This window comes from Bremerella sp. JC817 (genome assembly GCF_040718835.1).
Lineage (GTDB): Bacteria > Planctomycetota > Planctomycetia > Pirellulales > Pirellulaceae > Bremerella.
The window spans coordinates 1,085,750-1,102,026 of the sequence record NZ_JBFEFG010000281.1; the positions used below are offsets into that span (position 1 = coordinate 1,085,750).

13 protein-coding genes are annotated in these 16,277 nt (G+C 53.4%); 8 read left to right on the top strand and 5 right to left on the bottom strand.

What is annotated here, in order from left to right:
• Positions 1-6: 6 nt before the first annotated feature.
• Positions 7-3,042, bottom strand: a complete 3,036-nt coding sequence (locus AB1L30_RS27380; RefSeq protein ID WP_367017832.1) for a PSD1 and planctomycete cytochrome C domain-containing protein — start codon at positions 3,040-3,042, stop codon at positions 7-9.
• 367 nt (positions 3,043-3,409) lie between these two features.
• Between AB1L30_RS27380 and AB1L30_RS27385 the strand changes: the two genes are divergently transcribed.
• Together AB1L30_RS27385 and AB1L30_RS27390 are read left to right on the top strand one after the other, a co-directional pair.
• A complete protein-coding gene (locus tag AB1L30_RS27385; RefSeq protein WP_367017833.1) occupies positions 3,410-3,910 on the top strand; it encodes a carboxypeptidase regulatory-like domain-containing protein in 501 nt (166 codons plus the stop codon).
• 77 nt (positions 3,911-3,987) lie between these two features.
• The gene (locus AB1L30_RS27390; protein WP_367017835.1) at positions 3,988-5,085 is read left to right on the top strand and encodes a DUF1559 domain-containing protein; all 1,098 of its coding nucleotides are present in this window, start codon (positions 3,988-3,990) and stop codon (positions 5,083-5,085) included.
• A gap of 240 nt (positions 5,086-5,325) precedes the next feature.
• Here the strand turns inward: AB1L30_RS27390 and AB1L30_RS27395 are convergent, their stop codons facing one another.
• On the bottom strand, positions 5,326-5,967 hold the full coding sequence (locus AB1L30_RS27395; protein ID WP_367017836.1) for a hypothetical protein: 642 nt from the start codon (positions 5,965-5,967) through the stop codon (positions 5,326-5,328).
• A gap of 372 nt (positions 5,968-6,339) precedes the next feature.
• On the opposite strand from AB1L30_RS27395, the gene AB1L30_RS27400 reads away from it, so the two are divergent.
• Complete coding sequence (locus AB1L30_RS27400) at positions 6,340-6,888, top strand: leucine-rich repeat domain-containing protein (RefSeq protein WP_367017838.1); 549 nt, start codon at positions 6,340-6,342, stop codon at positions 6,886-6,888.
• A gap of 223 nt (positions 6,889-7,111) precedes the next feature.
• Here the strand turns inward: AB1L30_RS27400 and AB1L30_RS27405 are convergent, their stop codons facing one another.
• Positions 7,112-7,471, bottom strand: a complete 360-nt coding sequence (locus AB1L30_RS27405; RefSeq protein WP_367017840.1) for a hypothetical protein — start codon at positions 7,469-7,471, stop codon at positions 7,112-7,114.
• 277 nt (positions 7,472-7,748) lie between these two features.
• Positions 7,749-8,618, bottom strand: a complete 870-nt coding sequence (locus tag AB1L30_RS27410; RefSeq protein WP_367017842.1) for a hypothetical protein — start codon at positions 8,616-8,618, stop codon at positions 7,749-7,751.
• A 782-nt stretch (positions 8,619-9,400) separates the two neighbouring features.
• Here AB1L30_RS27410 and AB1L30_RS27415 point away from each other — a divergent pair.
• From AB1L30_RS27415 to AB1L30_RS27435, 5 genes are all read left to right on the top strand, one after another.
• A complete protein-coding gene (locus tag AB1L30_RS27415; protein WP_367017844.1) occupies positions 9,401-9,988 on the top strand; it encodes a sigma-70 family RNA polymerase sigma factor in 588 nt (195 codons plus the stop codon).
• Complete coding sequence (locus tag AB1L30_RS27420; protein ID WP_367017846.1) at positions 9,985-11,403, top strand: FecR family protein; 1,419 nt, start codon at positions 9,985-9,987, stop codon at positions 11,401-11,403. The genes AB1L30_RS27415 and AB1L30_RS27420 overlap by 4 nt, the downstream gene beginning before the upstream one ends.
• Before the next feature lie 50 nt (positions 11,404-11,453).
• Positions 11,454-12,413 carry a DUF1559 domain-containing protein gene (locus tag AB1L30_RS27425; RefSeq protein ID WP_367017848.1) on the top strand — a complete coding sequence of 320 codons (960 nt, stop codon included), beginning with the start codon at positions 11,454-11,456 and terminating at the stop codon, positions 12,411-12,413.
• A gap of 79 nt (positions 12,414-12,492) precedes the next feature.
• On the top strand, positions 12,493-12,912 hold the full coding sequence (locus AB1L30_RS27430; RefSeq protein ID WP_367017850.1) for a carboxypeptidase regulatory-like domain-containing protein: 420 nt from the start codon (positions 12,493-12,495) through the stop codon (positions 12,910-12,912).
• A gap of 73 nt (positions 12,913-12,985) precedes the next feature.
• Positions 12,986-14,479, top strand: a complete 1,494-nt coding sequence (locus AB1L30_RS27435; protein ID WP_367017852.1) for an FAD-dependent oxidoreductase — start codon at positions 12,986-12,988, stop codon at positions 14,477-14,479.
• Positions 14,480-15,698: 1,219 nt separating this feature from the next.
• On the opposite strand, the gene AB1L30_RS27440 is transcribed toward AB1L30_RS27435, so the two are convergent.
• Positions 15,699-15,950 (bottom strand): winged helix-turn-helix transcriptional regulator, encoded by a 252-nt coding sequence (locus tag AB1L30_RS27440; protein WP_367017854.1) that lies wholly within the window; start codon positions 15,948-15,950, stop codon positions 15,699-15,701.
• Positions 15,951-16,277: the final 327 nt, after the last annotated feature.

Here is a 16,277-nt window from a genome sequence, read left to right on the forward strand (position 1 = left end):
TTCCGTTTATGGTTTGGTGATGAATTCGTCGAGGTTCATCAAGGCACGAGCCACCATCACCCAGGCCGCGTCGTCCGCCGAACTGTTCTGCTTACCAGCGATTGCTGCTGGATCGAGTTCGCCACTTTGCAGTCGCTGTAATTGCTCGTTCCGATATTGCAGCACCGCTTTGACTTCGCCCGATTCTGGCGGCCGAGTCAAAAGACGTCGGAAGATGTTCTCGGCGATCGTTTCTTTCGTCGCACCATCGGTCTTCGCCGCAAAGGCCAGGGCCTGGGCAAGTTCCAGGTACATTGCATCGTTTAACAACGTCAAAGCTTGAAGTGGCGTGTTGCTACGATCTCGCTTCGCAATACAAACTTCACCGCTCGGTGCGTCGAACACCGTGAATGCCGCGAAAGGTGCCGTCCGCTTGCTGAAGGTGTAGATCGACCGGCGAAAGCGATCTTCGCCCGTTGAAGGATTCCACTTCATGCTGTCGTAAGCTAGGGCGGTCACACTGCTGGGCTGAGGTGGAAAGACGCCGTGTCCGAACATTTTGTCCGATAACTGCCCACTCGCCTTCAGCATCGAATCCCGAACCATTTCGGCATCGACACGAAAACGAGGGCCACGAGCCAAAAGCCGATTTTGCGGGTCCAGTGATTGCAGTTCTGACGTCGCCACCGAGTCTTGTCGATAGGTCGCACTCAAGACAATTTCGCGATGCAGCGATTTCATCGACCAGCCATTTTCAACCAGCGACGAAGCAAGATGATCGAGAAGCTGCGGATGCGATGGAGGTTCCGACTGAGTGCCGAAGTCGCCAGCACTCTCGACCAGGCCACGTCCGAAGAATGCCTGCCAGGCACGATTCGCCACGACCCGTGACGTCAAAGGATTGTTGCGACTGACCAGCCACCGGGCGAGTTCCAATCGATTCGTAGGCCCTGGACTCGACTCGTCCGCCAGAAACTGCGGCACATTCGGTTGCACCAATTCCTTCGGACTGAGGTACTCGCCACGATGATGGCGATGCGTCGGACGAGGGTTGTCTTCAGGACGCTCCTGCATGACCAAGGTAGTCGAATAGCGAGGCATCGACTTTCGAAGCGCATCGATCGGCTTGCGAGCCTCGGCTAGTTCTGGAGCAACTTCCAGGTAGTAGCGTTCGATCTGTGTTTGCTCTTGGGGAGAAAGCTCGTCCGGAGTTTGTGTCAGCAGAGCCTCTACCTCAACCGGCAACTGCTTTGCTTTGACTTTGCCATCTGCGGAAGCGGCCGAGATCCGAAAACGACCGAGGCTGGCAGCGAAGTGGCGTTCGAAGAGCAATTCGATCGTTAGCTCGCCTGCCGAGGTGATCGTCTGTTCGAGGTTCAACACCAGTTGGTTCGATTTCCCTTCCCGTTCGGCCGTGGACCAGCCGGTCGAGCCGTTGCCGTCCAGCACGTTGGCTGCGTCGGCATTGCCACTGCCAATCCCAATCTTGCCGTAACTGTGCGACGCTTCATGGAGCTTGACCGGCTGACCGTTAAACTTCGAGGTGAACTCGCTGAGGAAGAAGTCACCTTGTCGCCCTTCGTAATACGCTCGGCCTGGGCCACCCGCTGGCAAGCGTTCGTCCGGCATCACTTCCAATCGCAACGCCGTCAACGGAAGCTGGGCCGGATCGATCGTGTAGGTCAGTGTGAAAACATCTCGCTTGGTGATATCGCCACTCGAGAAGATCGAGCCATCTTCCAGCGTTTCTAGCTTCGGTAAGTTGCTCTCCAAGGCCGAGGGACGGAGCGTCTGCCAGTTCACGGCTCGCTGCCGAGCCTCGGCAAGCCATTCCGCCTTCTTCGTTTGGAAGTGTGCTTCGCGTCGCTGAGGCAACTCCCCTTCCCCATCGGCAGGCGGGAATTGACCGGGCAACTGCGATTCGAGTTCTGCGATCTTGGCGAGCGTCGCTTCCCGACGCTTGATATCCTCGGGCGTTTTTAGCAGCAACGAAGGTTCGTCGGCGTTGTTCAACAAAGCCATGAACGCAAAGTAGTCCGTATGCGTAATCGGGTCGTACTTGTGCGTATGGCACTGGGCACAGCCGATCGTCAGGCCAAGCCACACGGTGCCGGTCGTTGCGAGTCGGTCGACCATCGCGTAGTAACGATACTCGAGCGGATCGATACCCCCCTCTTCGTTCAACATCGTGTTACGGTGAAAGCCGGTCGCGATCATCTGGCTTTGCGTCGCATCCGGAAGCATGTCACCGGCAAGTTGCTCGATCGTAAACTGATCGAACGGCATGTCATCGTTGATCGCTTGAATGACCCAGTCGCGATAGGGCCAGATCGAACGTTCGCGATCTTTCTCGTAGCCGTTCGTATCGGAATAGCGTGCGAGGTCTAACCATTCACGAGCCCAGCGTTCGCCATAGCGAGGCGAGGCCAACAAGCGATCGACTAACTTCTCGTAAGCTTGCAGCTCTTGATCGTTTACGAACGCATCGGCCTCGGCAGGGGTCGGAGGCAGGCCGATCAAGTCGAGATAAACGCGTCGCACCAAGGCATATCGATCTGCTTCGAGAGAAGGAGCGAGACCTTCTTTCTCAAGCCTCGCGAGCACAAAACGGTCGATCGGTCGCTTAGGCCACCCCTCGTTGGCGACCGCTGGCAGTTCCGGCCTGGTCACCGGAACAAAAGCCCAATGCCTGGCGTAGGGTGCTCCCTCTTCAATCCACTTTTGAAACAGCTTTTTCTGTTCGGCCGTCAACGTGTCGTTGGTATGGGGTGGTGGCATCTGCAGATCGTGATCGTCTGTCAGGATGCGTTCCATCAGCAGGCTCTCGGTCGCCGAGCCCGGCACCAGGGCTCCGTAATCGATGGCCGCCTCCCGATCGTCCAATCGCAAATTGGCTTCGCGATGTTCTTCGTCCGGACCGTGACACGCAAAGCACTTGGAGGCGAAGATCGGGCGAATGTCGCGATTGAAATCGACAGCGTCCTCGGTCAGGCCGGGCCGAGCTAGAAGGTGAATTCCCCCCAACACTGCCATCAGGGAAAGAGCTTTCCAAACAGGTCGCATTAACTGCTCTCACTTATTCTGAACGGGTTCGGAATAACGACTTCGCACACCGATATTACACCCAGAGGCCCGATTTGCAAAACACCACGTGAAGGTTTGAACGAGATTTCCAAATCAGGCGAAACATCGCCAACGCTTGCCGCGACCGGGCTAAACGCGAGCATTACCGAAGATTTAGACGTGTTTCGCTATGGCCCTGTTACATTTTTATAACGAACGTGGATCGTTTTTATAATTTGACAGCAATAAGCCCATCTTTTACAAATATTTACGTTCCACCCCTACTTCTGGCTTATCGTTTTTTGGGGTGCTCTAACGGTCCCTGCGGCAAGATCCGAATCGGCTCGTTTTGCCCGAAGGAGTTGCTATGTCGGTTTCGCAGAACACCATGTTCGCGTTTCTATCGATCGGTCTTATTTCGGGCTTGGGTTGCAGTAGCGAGTTGCCCCCGCCTGAGAACATGCCCGAATTGCATCCCGTCACGCTAACGATCGTCCAAGAGGGAACTCCGCTGGAACTGGCGTCGATTCGGTTGATTCCCGATGCGGCCCCTTCTCCGTGGTACTCCGGCGGCAGTACCAATGCCAGTGGCGTCTCCAAAATTAGAACGCATGGCAAATTCAACGGGGTGCCTGCGGGGACCTATCGCGTGACCGTGACGAAGATTGAAATGCCTCAAGCTGGATCCGGTTCGCTGGCTGAGATGAATCAGACGTCCGCACAGGATGCGACCTATGACCTGGTCGATCCGCAGTATTCGAACCCTGCCAAGACGCCATTGCGACTGGAAGTAGTCGCTGGTAGCAACACAAAAGAGTTCGATCTGGGGGTACCTGTTCGCGTCAAACGGAAAGGCCCCCCTCGCTAAGCCAATGCATTGGTCCTGAACCGAATCGTCAACATTCTGTCGCTCTTATTTCTCTTCTTTCATTCTGAGGTGTCCCGATGCGTTCTTTAAGCTCCCGAGGTTTTACGCTGGTTGAACTGCTGGTCGTGATCGCGATCATCGGCGTATTGATCGCCTTGCTCCTTCCAGCCGTCCAGCAAGCTCGCGAGGCGGCTCGCCGAATGCAGTGCAGCAACCAGATCAAACAAATCTCGCTCGCCCTTCACAACCATCACGATTCCTATGGAGAGTTCCCCGCCGGTGGCGATGGCTTCGCTGGCCGATTCGATAACCCGGACGGAGGAAGTGGCGGCCGCTGCGGAACGATTGTTTACTTGCTGCCTTACCTGGAACAATCGCCGCTGTACGAAGCGATCTCGAGTGTTGCCCCGCTTTCGTTGGGGGCCCCCTGGAACGTGGACGAAGTGTATGCATCCGACCTCAGCAATCTGAAATGCCCTTCGAACGACGGCAACGTCCGCCATACCGATCCAACGTTCAATGGAAACACAGCTCCGCTGAATAGCTATGTGTTCTCGCTGGGCGACGGCCTTTGGACGCAAGGACATTTGCCCGGGGCCGATCAGCATCGTCGCACGGTCTCGCGCGGCATGTTTTATCGTGAACGAAAGAGCTTTCGTGACTGCACCGACGGCACCAGTAACACTGCGGCAGTGAGCGAATGCCTTTCGCCTGCGACCCGCGACGGGACCGACGTCCGCTCGAACGTCGCCCGCTACGATGGGATCTGGGACGGAACGGCGCACGGCCGACCTTTCAATTGCACCAACGGCCTGCCGATGGCCCCAGGCAGCGTTCGTAACTTTGCCGATGCTCACCGGTCGCCCACCTGGCGAGGTGCCTTGTTCACCAGCGGATGGACCGCCGTGAATGGTTTCACCACGATGACGCCCCCCAACTCGCCCATGTGCCATTACGGCAGCAACGCCAACAACGACTGGGCCGTGCTTCCGCCTGCCAGCAATCACCCCGGCGGCGTCATGCTTGGCATGCTGGATGGTTCGGTGACCTTCATTCCCGATACGATCGACTGCGGAGACACGAACGCCGCCGCCGTCGGCTCAGGCGCGAGTCCCTTCGGTGTCTGGGGAGCGATGGGCTCGCCGCAAGGTGGTGAAGTGGTTTCGTCCAGCTAAGCCGAAACCAGGTCCATCAAGGCTTGCCGAAACGTGGCAAGCCTTCGGGGCAAATCGCTGCGATAACATCCCTCGGTCTCAGGCACCGAGTCACCCATCCGCCTCCTGCTGGCGGTTACAAGAGGCTTCCTTGGCAACCAAAGCGAATGGGTTGAAGTCGAAGAGGCCGTAAACAACCATGGCAGGCAACGTAATACTCGATGCGAGATGCACGCGCCGGTCCGAACGATTTTCAAAAGGCTATGGAGGAATGCTTGGAGGCTTATAGAGCGCCCCCCATAGCGAGAATGCGATCGCGAGCATTGCCACGCATACGAAGAGGTCGAGCAAGCGGAGTTTTCGCTGCCGAAGGCTTGGAATGAACAAGGCTACAGAAAGGAACAGTTGCCCCAACCCGGCCCAAAGCGAGGCGTGCGCCAAGGGATCTGCTCGAAACCGAATCTCAAGCTCTGTCGTTTCGTCCGGATACAGACTGTATCCGGCGATGTCCATTTCAGGCAATCTCCCACTGAATCGATGGGGAGAGTAAGGATGAAAGACCGTGGCGATAAAACACAACCAAAATAGCCCAGCAAACACGAGAGATGTTGTTGCGAATCGTGTTTGCAATTGCGTTTCAGCATTACTGAGAAGTGCTCCCATTGCGAAACCCGAAGACACGAGCAATAGCATTGTCTGCTCATAATCATAGACGGCGCATCTCTGATACATGGCATTTTCCGAGGTAAAAACGACGACTGGATCAAAGGTAGTCCAATACAATTGTTCCAGAACGATCAGCAACGCAAGGAACACTTGCCATACCGCGACCACGCCGACCAGGCAATTCAGTTTAGTCACCCAGGTCATCATTGCTCCGCAGTAATTGCCAGTGCCCTTCATAGGCCTCAACTCTTCAATTCATTCCCGTCTATTTCACTCGAATCTGCCACGTGCTGGCCAGTCAACTAGCCCCCCGGCCAACTTACTAAGCCATTCTTATTCGAGCGCCGAAATGGCTACTGAATCACGTTTTGCTGGCGGCATCGTTAATAACGTGAGATAACAACGCTAGGCACATGGAGTCTCTGACAACGTGTGCCTGGCTTCTCTTTTTTATATGGCGGTCATCTATGATACACGTTATCGATCACATCTTCGTGGGTTGGACTCGACCTGCGACGTGCCCGTCCGTATTACCGCTAAGCTTAAAGAGGTGCGTCGATGAGCGATGAGGCTCCCCAACGCCACCCACGGTTTCAATTCCGAATAAGTATGCTCCTTGCTGCGATCTTAGTTGTCAGCCTGCTATTGTCGTGGTGCATCTGGAACATTGAGCAGTCGAAGCGACAGGAAGAGATCGGACGTATCCTGGAAGGTGCCGGGAGCATCGTCGCTTACGAGGATGTCGAGCTTACGTTCCCGCAGAAGATCCGAGCGTTTCTCGGAGAACGCATCGCTCACCGAGTCCTGACTTCGGTGCTTGTCAACGAACAGCTTGTCAACGCGGACGGGGAAGTAGTTGACTCAGGCTGGCGCAACTTCGGCGATGACGAGGCCGCCTACCTGGAAGAACTGCCGAATCTCAAGGTCCTGTCCCTCAGCAATACGCGAATCGGCGACGCCGGGCTAACGCATCTTAAAGAACTGACCAGCATTGAAACCCTCTACCTCAACAACACAAAACTGAGTGATGCCGGGCTCGAGCATCTCAACGGCCTGACCGGCCTGAAGGTCCTCCATCTCAAAAACACCCAGGTCACTTCCGAAGGCGTCAAGAAATTACAAACCGCACAGCCTAACTGCAGCCACGTCGAGTACTGAGCAGAGGCCTTCGGCCACTAGCAGTGCCGCCGAGACGAAGATCGTAATAAACAATGGGAGAGTCGCGGGGTCAATCCATTGGCCTGAGTCTCGTGTCAGCCCCAAGCCTCACGACTAGCAGGCGGAACCGTCTAAGCTGCCCCTGGGCCAGGCGGACGCGTTCAACTTCGAGCGGTCTTCTCTGGGAAGTTGAAGCCAAACGGCAATGCTTCCGATTCGCCCATTAGACCGGTTTGTGTATTCGCCTCCCATACTGCGGCAAAGTACCTGCTTCCCAAAGCTCGTCCAGGCGATCAATCCATGAAGGCTGCTGAAGACACTCATATTGGCTTATTTCAGCATTGCTGAATGGATCGTCGAATTCGCCCCAAAGTTTCATGTTGGAAGCGACAGTCCATAGCTTGCAATGTTGACACCACGACCAAATTGCTGAACTATCGCTGCTGAAATGATGGGCGTAGAACCTGACCGATTGCTTTTCGCACAATGGGCAGATCGAATTTTTCCTATCGAATAACCCAACGGCACCAGCTTGCCAAAATTTAATTGCATCTTGACGATTGCCAATTTCCTTCCAGGCCATGCTTGGCTCGTTCTGAATAACGTAGTTTGTTCACACGACTCTTCAGGCATCGACCTCCTCTGCAGAATGGCACTCCCTCGCCTGAAGCCGGCTTCTCATCGAACGTATGCCGCCCAGTCCGCAATGATGTACGGCTTACGGATCGCACGACGAGAACGATTCGATCTGCCTTCGCGTTTTAACAACCACCTGCCTGCGAATACGGTCACAGTCAGACCTGTAGCCGGTGGCATCGACTGCCGCTGGAGCTTCGTCGGGTAGGTAGCGCTCGATATTGTCAAAAAGTAGAAAATCCTGTCGAATTGACCGCAACGTTGGGAAGCTGAGTTTCCAAACGTTCGTAATCTTTGCCAGACCAATCGTTTGCGAATATTTCAAGTCGTTTTAGTTGTTCAAATCGTTTCAACATTGGAATGACGTCTGGCTTGAGGCCTGTCCCATTCAACGAAAGATGCGTCAATCCCTTTGGAAGCTTCTCGATCACAGAATTATCTAATTGGACTTCATCCAAACGCAAATGCGTCAAGGTACTAGGCAAGTCAATGCCTTGTTCAAAAAAACGTGAATCAATTCCTGTCTCTTCCAAATCCAAATACTTTAGATGCTCCAATTTGCCGATCGCAAAAATGGCTTGATTTGTCATCTTACTGCCTGCCACTGACAGGTGCTCCAGACCCTTCACACGTCCAATGACCTTCATTACGTCATCGACATGGGAAACCCCCTTGTAATCAATCCTCTTCAGATGTGGCAACTTAAGGATTATCTCGATTTCTGGTCCGCTGACTTGCGAACCCAATATCCATAACTCTTCAAGTTCTTTGGCATGACGGATCGGAGCTATGTCGTCGTCTGATATCCATATCCACCGCTCAGTAAGCGTGTCATTGTCTTTTATGAAAACGGGTATTGCGTCGACATGAATTCGAGTTGCTTCTTTGATCCATTCGACTGGCACCTTTTTGCCCGCCTCAATCATTATGAAGCGGTTGTCAATGATTGGCTGATAGCCCTCCTCCTGCGCCCAGGCCGATCGAACCATAAATGGAGGAGCAACGCATATGACTAAGAATAAGAGGAATACATCAACACGAAGTATTCGGCTTTTAGAATAGAATGAACTTCGACACTGATGGATTGGGCTCATTGACTTCCTCCCGTCCGTTACCGCTTTAAAAGCTTCCGTCCTACTCACCAACGCAAGCGGACCACATGGGATAGGGTCCTGTCCATTTCACGGCCAGCGCATAGTAGTGACTACGTTTCACTTAATCGGCTGGGTGGCGATGGCCTCTGCCCATTGAGAATCAGGTCGCAGGATCCTTCGCGTCCGAGCCCCCGTGCGATCCAGGATTCCATATAGGGAAACCAATGGTTGAAGACTCGGTCACGCCAACAGAGATCGAAATGGAGCTACCCGAGATCCTATCCCAGACCAAACCGCATTCAAACATATGGGATCAAGAAACGAAAAAACGCTCAGAGCATTCGCTCTCGGCGTTTGTCGTCAACGGGTTTGTCAGTGGAAAATCCGCTTCCAAGAAAGGCCCCGGGCTGAGCCATCTTCGTGAATCTTCTTTGTTTACAAAGTCGACCTATCCGACAGTGAGAAAAGGACTTAGCGTTTCCGAGTCGGTTTGTCTATCTGTACCCAATTCGCACAGGCCAGACGCCAGTGACATCCGGTAAGGTCAACCGCTCGCCAATACCAAGCTGCCGAAACAGACCCAAGCTGGGCTAAGTTCCATCTTCGCCATCTCTGACCGATCTTGCTTTGAAGCCAATTCGCAAACATTTTTGCATTTCGTCAGTTTTTTTCGTTATTAGACAGAAGCTTCGTCAATAGCTGAGCAGGAGAGAATCCTCTGCAAGCGAGATTAGGCGAATTTGAACTCTCTTTGCAGGACCCGATAACGGACAAAAGATCCTATGCGTGGTAGCAGAACCGACATTATTACCTCTGAGGTTAGCGTGAGGAGTGAATCCCCAGGCGAACGCTCCTCACAGGAAGCCACCGATGAATGGTTTCGTGGGGAAATCGACTCCATTCAGCGTATTTTAATCAGTTTTGTCGCCTCGTTGGTTCGGGACCCCCACCTGGTAAACGATGTGGTACAGGAGACCAATTTGGTTATCTGGAAGAAAAGAGACTCGTTTACGCCGGGTACCAACTTTCGGTCCTGGTCACTTCGGATCGCTTACTTTCAATCTCTCGCAGCTCTCAAATCGGCACAGAGCAGCCGGTTGATGTTTAGCCAAGCCCTCGTCGATCGTTTTACCCATGATGCGGAGAATTCGACAAGCATTTTGACGCAGGACACTTCCGATCGCCTTAGGGTTTGTTTGAGCCGGCTAACACCGCGTCAACGAGAAGTGATCGAACTTCGCTACCAGCAATCGTGCTCAATTGGACTCATTACCGAGAAACTCGGTCGAACTCAGGCTGCGATCGGGATGCTGCTAAACCGCGCCAGAACTGCTCTTTTACAGTGCTTGAAGATGGGAGAACGAGAATGATTAGCAATCGCCTCCCCAATGATTTCGACCCTCACGAGCCTGAACTGCCACATCCAGAATTTCAACTGCTGGTTAGTAGTCTCCTCGATGAAAGTATTTCGGACCAAGACTTCGAACGCTTGCAAACCAAGCTTCAACAGAGCGCCTCCGCACGAGACGCCTACCGGAATCTCGTCGAACTTCATCTGGCGCTTCACGAGACACTGTCAGAGCCTGTCGTCTCGATCGCCTCAGACAGACAAGCGTGGCCCCAGGTAGTCACTCAGCGCCGGGTTTTTGTCCCACTGCTGCTCGCCTCTTGTGCACTGAGCATCGCGGTCGCATGTTTTTTCTTCCTCCCGATGAAAGAGTCGCCGATTGCCTGGACCGGTTCAGAAGTCGACTCGGCTTTAGAACTACGTGCCGGAGACCGCGTCGTTGCCTCCGCCAACCACTCCAATAAGATCACGTTCCGCAATGGTGTCAAAGTCTCGCTATCTCAAGGGGCTGACCTGGAAATCCTCGGTGATAAGAAAGTTCGACTCCATAAAGGCCAGGTCTACGTCGATGTCGGAGAGCAAGGAAAAGGGTTTACCGTCCTGACCGATGCGGCAAATATCGTCGACCTGGGAACGGTATTTGGTGTGGGCGCCAATTCACCTGATGAAACCGAAGTGCTGGTCTTTGATGGTGTCGTTGATGTTGCGACCAACAGCCAGAAAAAGCTGCCACGCAAGGTTCTCGTTTCGGGCCAGGCGGAAAGATACGACAAGTCAGGCACCGGCGAACGCATTCCCACCGTATGGAGTTCCTCTTTGTCGTCCGAATGGTCGACGGCTCCGGATGGCCGCAATTCTTCTGTAGCCTCCATTACCGACAATGTCCTCGGCAGTTCCAACGCCAAATTTTACATGGTCGTCAGCGGCGGATTTTGTGAAGATGCGTTGGTCTACGTCGATCGCAAGTACGAATGGAACGGCCTCGACAAGACGGGAATTCCCAAGGAATTGATTGGAGCGGACTATATTCGGACTTTCAACGACGACAAACATTGCAAAGACATCGACATCACGCTGACGTTATCTCGGGAAGCAGACGTCTACATCCTAGTTGATCAGCGTTACCTGATTCCGGATTGGCTGTCCGAAAACTTTGTCGATACCGGCTGGAAACTCGGAATTGACCTCGGTCTATCGCATCGAGCAGGTGAGGTGAAAGCACCTCCCGTGGAATCGGATGTCGAACGTTTTCTCGGTAGAGGGCCAGGTAACTCAGTCGATGTACCGGTCAATGTTTGGAAGCTTAAACACAGCTCTGGCCAGCAGGTGCACTTAGGACCCAACGGCGAGAAATCTCATCAGTTTGATAATGCGATCCAAGGTGCTGGTTCCATGTACGGCATCGTCATCCTACCGAAGGATCGCACGTCGGACTAAATCCCGTCTTATTCTCATCTCCATTCCCTAATAAGGAATTCTTAGTGACCATGACAAATGTAAGACACCGTTACGGGTTTACCCTTGTGGAACTATTGGTGGTTATCGCCATTATCGGAGTTCTGATCGCGCTACTCTTGCCGGCAGTCCAACAGGCCCGTGAGGCCGCACGTCGCATTCAATGCTCGAATACCTTGAAGCAGATCGGCATTGCCATTCACAACTATCACGATGTTCATCTTGCCCTTCCACCGGGCCATGTGATTCAAGCAAACGATCCTGACTGGGGAGGTGCCACGGCCGACACCGACGTTGAGAGTTGGGGATGGGGCGCAATACTCCTCCCATATATCGAACAAGCCGCACTTTACGAACAGAGTGGACTCGGTCGTGGTACCCTGCTCGAGACCGTCATCGATCCGGTTGCGTTGACTCCTGTCGCGTCATACCGTTGTCCCTCTGACACGGCCCCGACGATTGGCGTAGGTCGCTTGTTTTCCGATTGGGCAATCTCTAACTACAAAGCAAGTTACGGACACCGGCATCGAGCAGTTCAAATTGCTCCCGTCGCGGCCGCTCAAACGGGATGCTTCCTACCGATTGGAAAACCGGGGTCTGCCCAGGGATCGTTGCGTTTGCGTGATGTCACCGACGGTACGTCCAATACGATTGCCATTGGAGAGGTGGCCTGGAAACGCGGGGAACTATTTCACGAAGCAGCTGTCTGGGCCGGAGCGACACGTGGAAAAGGGGGAAACGTTTGCAAAGACGTCTATGCTGGTGGGCGCGCCGCGATCAACCACTCGAATAACGTTTCCAATGAGTTGTGCGAAAGCTTCAGCAGCATGCACCCCGGCGGAGCGCAATTCGTGTTCGCGGATGGATCGGTTCATTTCCTGACAGAGAATATCGACTACGTAACCGATGGTTCCAGCAACGAAAGTGCCGTCGACAGTTCATACGAGCGACTACTGTCGCGCAATGACAACCAGGTCGTCGGCAACTACTAAGCGAGTGAGCTTTTCCTGACGGTCGATCGCGCTTCTCATTCTCCCCTTCTCTATCAACACCATTTCATCGGAACACCCCATGCCAACCCGAATAAAGACATTTGCCGCCTACCGTTTTTCGGTGCTTTTCGCGTGTGGCTTCGCATTGATTGCCGGCTGCCAAAAACATAGTGGTCCGGAACTTGCAACCGTTACCGGCACCGTAACTCTCGATGGCGAACCGCTCAAAGACGCGACCTTACATTTTCAGCCATCGTCTGGGAGACCTTCGTATGGCAAGACTGATGACAACGGGAAATACAACATGGGCTACAGCCTGGAACGGCAAGGGGTAGCACTAGGAAAGCACAAAGTCATCATTCGGACCGTGGTTGAAGACAAGTACGGCAAGATCCTTCGCAAGGAAATGCTTCCGAAAAACTATCACGATCAAACCGATTTAAACGCAGTGGTCGAGGACAAGGCGAACGTCATTGATTTTGAGCTGAAATCTAAGTAATCAACCGGCAACCGCGGTCGAAACACACCATTGTCAAACTTCTCACCCTCGCCGATATGAAAGAAGAATGCAGATGAAAGAGAATCGTTCCCAAATCAATCCAAGCCGTCGTGCATTTGTTCAATCATCGGCAATCGGTGCCGTACTCGGCGCCAAGTCAATCTTGCTAGGTGGTGCTTGGGGTGCGGAACAGGTGACTTCCAACCAAGTACTAACCCAACCAGACTTGCGTAAAGGCGAAGTCTTGCGCACCCAAGGGGAACTCTCTGAGAAGCAGACTGTTCTCAGAGAGGCCGAACGCACTATCCCCGTAGCTGGAAAGAGCGACGTCCTCGTATGTGGCGCTGGGCCAGCGGGAATTGGTGCCGCTTTAGCGGCCGCACGTGCCGGGGCAAGTGTGCAACTGATTGAGGTTGCAGGCTGCCTCGGAGGTGTATGGACAGCTGGCCTGCTTACGAAAATCATCGGAGGCGGCGACAAATCGGGAATCATGGAGGAAATTCTCACCGCCCTCTCCGAGCGGGGAAGCAGCGTTGCCAAGTCAACCGCGGGAGAAGTCTACGATCCCGAGATCCTCAAGCTATTGTTGGAAGAACTATGCGTCGAAGCCGGAGTGCGCATTCAACTCCACACGCGTCTGGTGGGGACAGTTACCGACGGTCAGAAGAGAATCGTGGCCATCATTACCGAATCGAAATCAGGACGACAGGCGTGGGTCGCCAATCGCTACATTGATTGTAGCGGAGACGGCGACTTGGCTGCTCAAGCTGGTTGTAACTTCGAAGTAGGATACGACCGCAACTGTGAATGCCAACCCATGTCGATGATGGCCCTCCTGACAGGGATTAACACCTCGGAAGTTAGAGAATACATCCGCGAAAACGGGGCCGATGCCAAGACTCGATTCTACAAGCTCATGCAAGACGCTGGCATCAACCCTTCGTATCGAGCTCCTACCCTTCGACATCTTCACAGCGGAATCTATTCGCTCATGACCAATCATGAGTACGGAGTACCGGCTACCGATGCCGGTGCCATTACCGAAGCAACGATTCGATCAAGGAAAGAAGTCCATGAAATTGTTCAAGGACTACGAAAGCTGGGAAAGCCTTGGCAAGACCTGGCAGTCGTTGCAACCGCTGAACAGATTGGCGTTCGTGAAGGTCGGCGGATCCGAGGACGGTATTACATCACCGGGGACGATCTCGTTTCAGGACTTCGTCACGAATCTGCCGTGTGTCGAACAGATTTTGGTTTCGATGTGCACAATGTCTTTCCCGATGGCTCTAACCCAGCGGACGTGAAGCATTACCGGGCAGCCGGCGTGAAGTCGTACGATATCCCACTTCCCGCTCTGATGGCCGCAGATGTCGATGGCCTGATGATGGCAGGCCGCTGCATCAGCGGAGACTTTTTTGCCCACTCAAGCTACCGTGTGACCGGCAACGCCGTACCCATGGGAGAAGCCGCGGGATTGACGAGTGCCGTGTCGCTTCAGAAGGGAGTCATGCCCCATGAACTAACATGGGCGGAAGTGCAATCGTACAGCCGGGAGAAAAAGTCGTAGCCTGAACTTTCGCCACGGTTAGCTCTATTCCGCGAACGTGATCCCAATCGGGCGGACTACACACTTAATGCTTCCAAGCAAGTCGATTAGATTGATAAGACCATCGTCGACTCAACACGCGATCGAAGCGACAACACGTGACCCGCCCCGGTCAGAACCCTAAGAGTAAGAGTTCTCTGATCGGGAATTATTGGTATCGGATGCAAGGGAAACGGTCGAGCGAATCCGTATCGCATTCAGGCGAGGCCTGAGAGAACTGATCCCTTTTCTGAATTGTGAAGGGATGGTTTTGCGTTTCCAACAGAAACGTGTGCGAGCTGAGTGCTCGCTCAACTGATATCATAAGTGTCATTTAGTCATTGAGAACTGAACTGGATTATCATTTAGGCTGCCAGAGACACTGGCCGCGACCCGCCCCGTTCGATCGCGTCCATTCGGTAAATTAGTTGTTGCGTCTGTGACCTTAGAAACGAACGGTTTCATCATTTGCCACTACTCATCGGTGAGCAGCAATTCACGTTTGCCCGCCATCAAAGGACTCCTTTCGATGGTAGGTATGACTCAAATCGTGACCTCCGCAAGCTTATAACGTCGGGGTCTTGAATCAGCCTCGAGATCGTGAATGATTGCGGACACCGAACCGATGACAAATTCTCAATGTTCAAACTGTACGCCGTTCATGTCGCCAATAACTTTCTCCCCTAAAGATGCGGAGAAATGCAAAGCGTTCCATGAGCAACTGTGCTTGGCAGTTGCCCAAGGCCACATGGATATCGAATACGGTGATCTACAGTGGTCCGACTACCTCGACTGCGGCCTGCGATGTAATGGCTGTGGTCAGCGATTTCGGCTTGAGCTAGAAGTGTATCACGGTATCGGGGGCGCATGGCATCTAGTCCGATCATGAGTCGCTACTACTGGCGTGACATTTAGAGTGTGACCGCCGTCGAGGCCTAGAACGCCTGCGTTGTTAGGTGCTTCCGGCACGAACACATCGTCTATTATCAAATTGGCTGCAGGGATTCCTCCACCACTCTGCCAATTGAAATGGCTCCATCAAAGATAAACAAGGAAGTCAGTTCTCTGACGACCCTACGATCTTCGATTGGTGAGAAAAAGCAAGGTCAGGCAAATGGGAACAATCCACAAATCCCACTCTCAAGATGCCAATTTGAATCTCGCGACTTAGGATCCACGAAGCCTCGATTGTCTCACAGCTTCAGGCTTCTTCGTCCGTCGTTTCGGCCAGCAGTTCCAAAAGATCGTTGATGGACCGATGTGCCTCAATAGGGTGTCGCAGAGGTCGGTCACCAATGATTGCATAGTGATTCTGTCGCCCGACTTTCTCCCGACGAATTACGCCACCTTCTTCCAGGTCCGCAATGATTCTCTGGACGGCACGTTCGGTGATTCCAACCTGCAGGGCGACTTCACGAAGCACCATACTTGAATTCCGCGATAAAAGAATCAAGACGTGCGAGTGATTCGTCAGGAACGTCCATCGCGAGAAAACACCTTTGTCCGGGGCTGTCTCGATTGGTGTACCACGACGCGGGCGAGGCGTTTTGCCTGCTGCGGGTGGTTTCGAGGGATTTTTTTTTCTGGAAGGGGCCGCCATCCGACTACTTTCACAAGAGAAGATCCAGACCGAGGCATCCACTGCCTAAAGCCTGACGATTCAACGACTTATCTTACAAGCCGATTCGTGCTTTGACAATCATGAATTGCCGGTCGTATCTCGTTTGCCTCTGGATTCCTTCAAGCGTTCTGGACGAATCTGCCGAATTCTAGCGACATG

What these genes read in the sequence shown, in the direction of transcription:
- AB1L30_RS27430 (WP_367017850.1), top strand. Translation starts at nt 12,493, where the DNA reads ATGCCAACCCGAATAAAGACATTTGCCGCCTACCGTTTTTCGGTGCTT.
- AB1L30_RS27425 (WP_367017848.1), top strand. Translation starts at nt 11,454, where the DNA reads ATGACAAATGTAAGACACCGTTACGGGTTTACCCTTGTGGAACTATTG.
- AB1L30_RS27415 (WP_367017844.1), top strand. Translation starts at nt 9,401, where the DNA reads ATGCGTGGTAGCAGAACCGACATTATTACCTCTGAGGTTAGCGTGAGG.
- AB1L30_RS27395 (WP_367017836.1), bottom strand. Translation starts at nt 5,967, where the DNA reads ATGAAGGGCACTGGCAATTACTGCGGAGCAATGATGACCTGGGTGACT.
- AB1L30_RS27435 (WP_367017852.1), top strand. Translation starts at nt 12,986, where the DNA reads ATGAAAGAGAATCGTTCCCAAATCAATCCAAGCCGTCGTGCATTTGTT.
- AB1L30_RS27420 (WP_367017846.1), top strand. Translation starts at nt 9,985, where the DNA reads ATGATTAGCAATCGCCTCCCCAATGATTTCGACCCTCACGAGCCTGAA.
- AB1L30_RS27385 (WP_367017833.1), top strand. Translation starts at nt 3,410, where the DNA reads ATGTCGGTTTCGCAGAACACCATGTTCGCGTTTCTATCGATCGGTCTT.
- AB1L30_RS27390 (WP_367017835.1), top strand. Translation starts at nt 3,988, where the DNA reads ATGCGTTCTTTAAGCTCCCGAGGTTTTACGCTGGTTGAACTGCTGGTC.
- AB1L30_RS27380 (WP_367017832.1), bottom strand. Translation starts at nt 3,042, where the DNA reads ATGCGACCTGTTTGGAAAGCTCTTTCCCTGATGGCAGTGTTGGGGGGA.
- AB1L30_RS27400 (WP_367017838.1), top strand. Translation starts at nt 6,340, where the DNA reads ATGCTCCTTGCTGCGATCTTAGTTGTCAGCCTGCTATTGTCGTGGTGC.
- AB1L30_RS27410 (WP_367017842.1), bottom strand. Translation starts at nt 8,618, where the DNA reads ATGAGCCCAATCCATCAGTGTCGAAGTTCATTCTATTCTAAAAGCCGA.
- AB1L30_RS27405 (WP_367017840.1), bottom strand. Translation starts at nt 7,471, where the DNA reads ATGGCCTGGAAGGAAATTGGCAATCGTCAAGATGCAATTAAATTTTGG.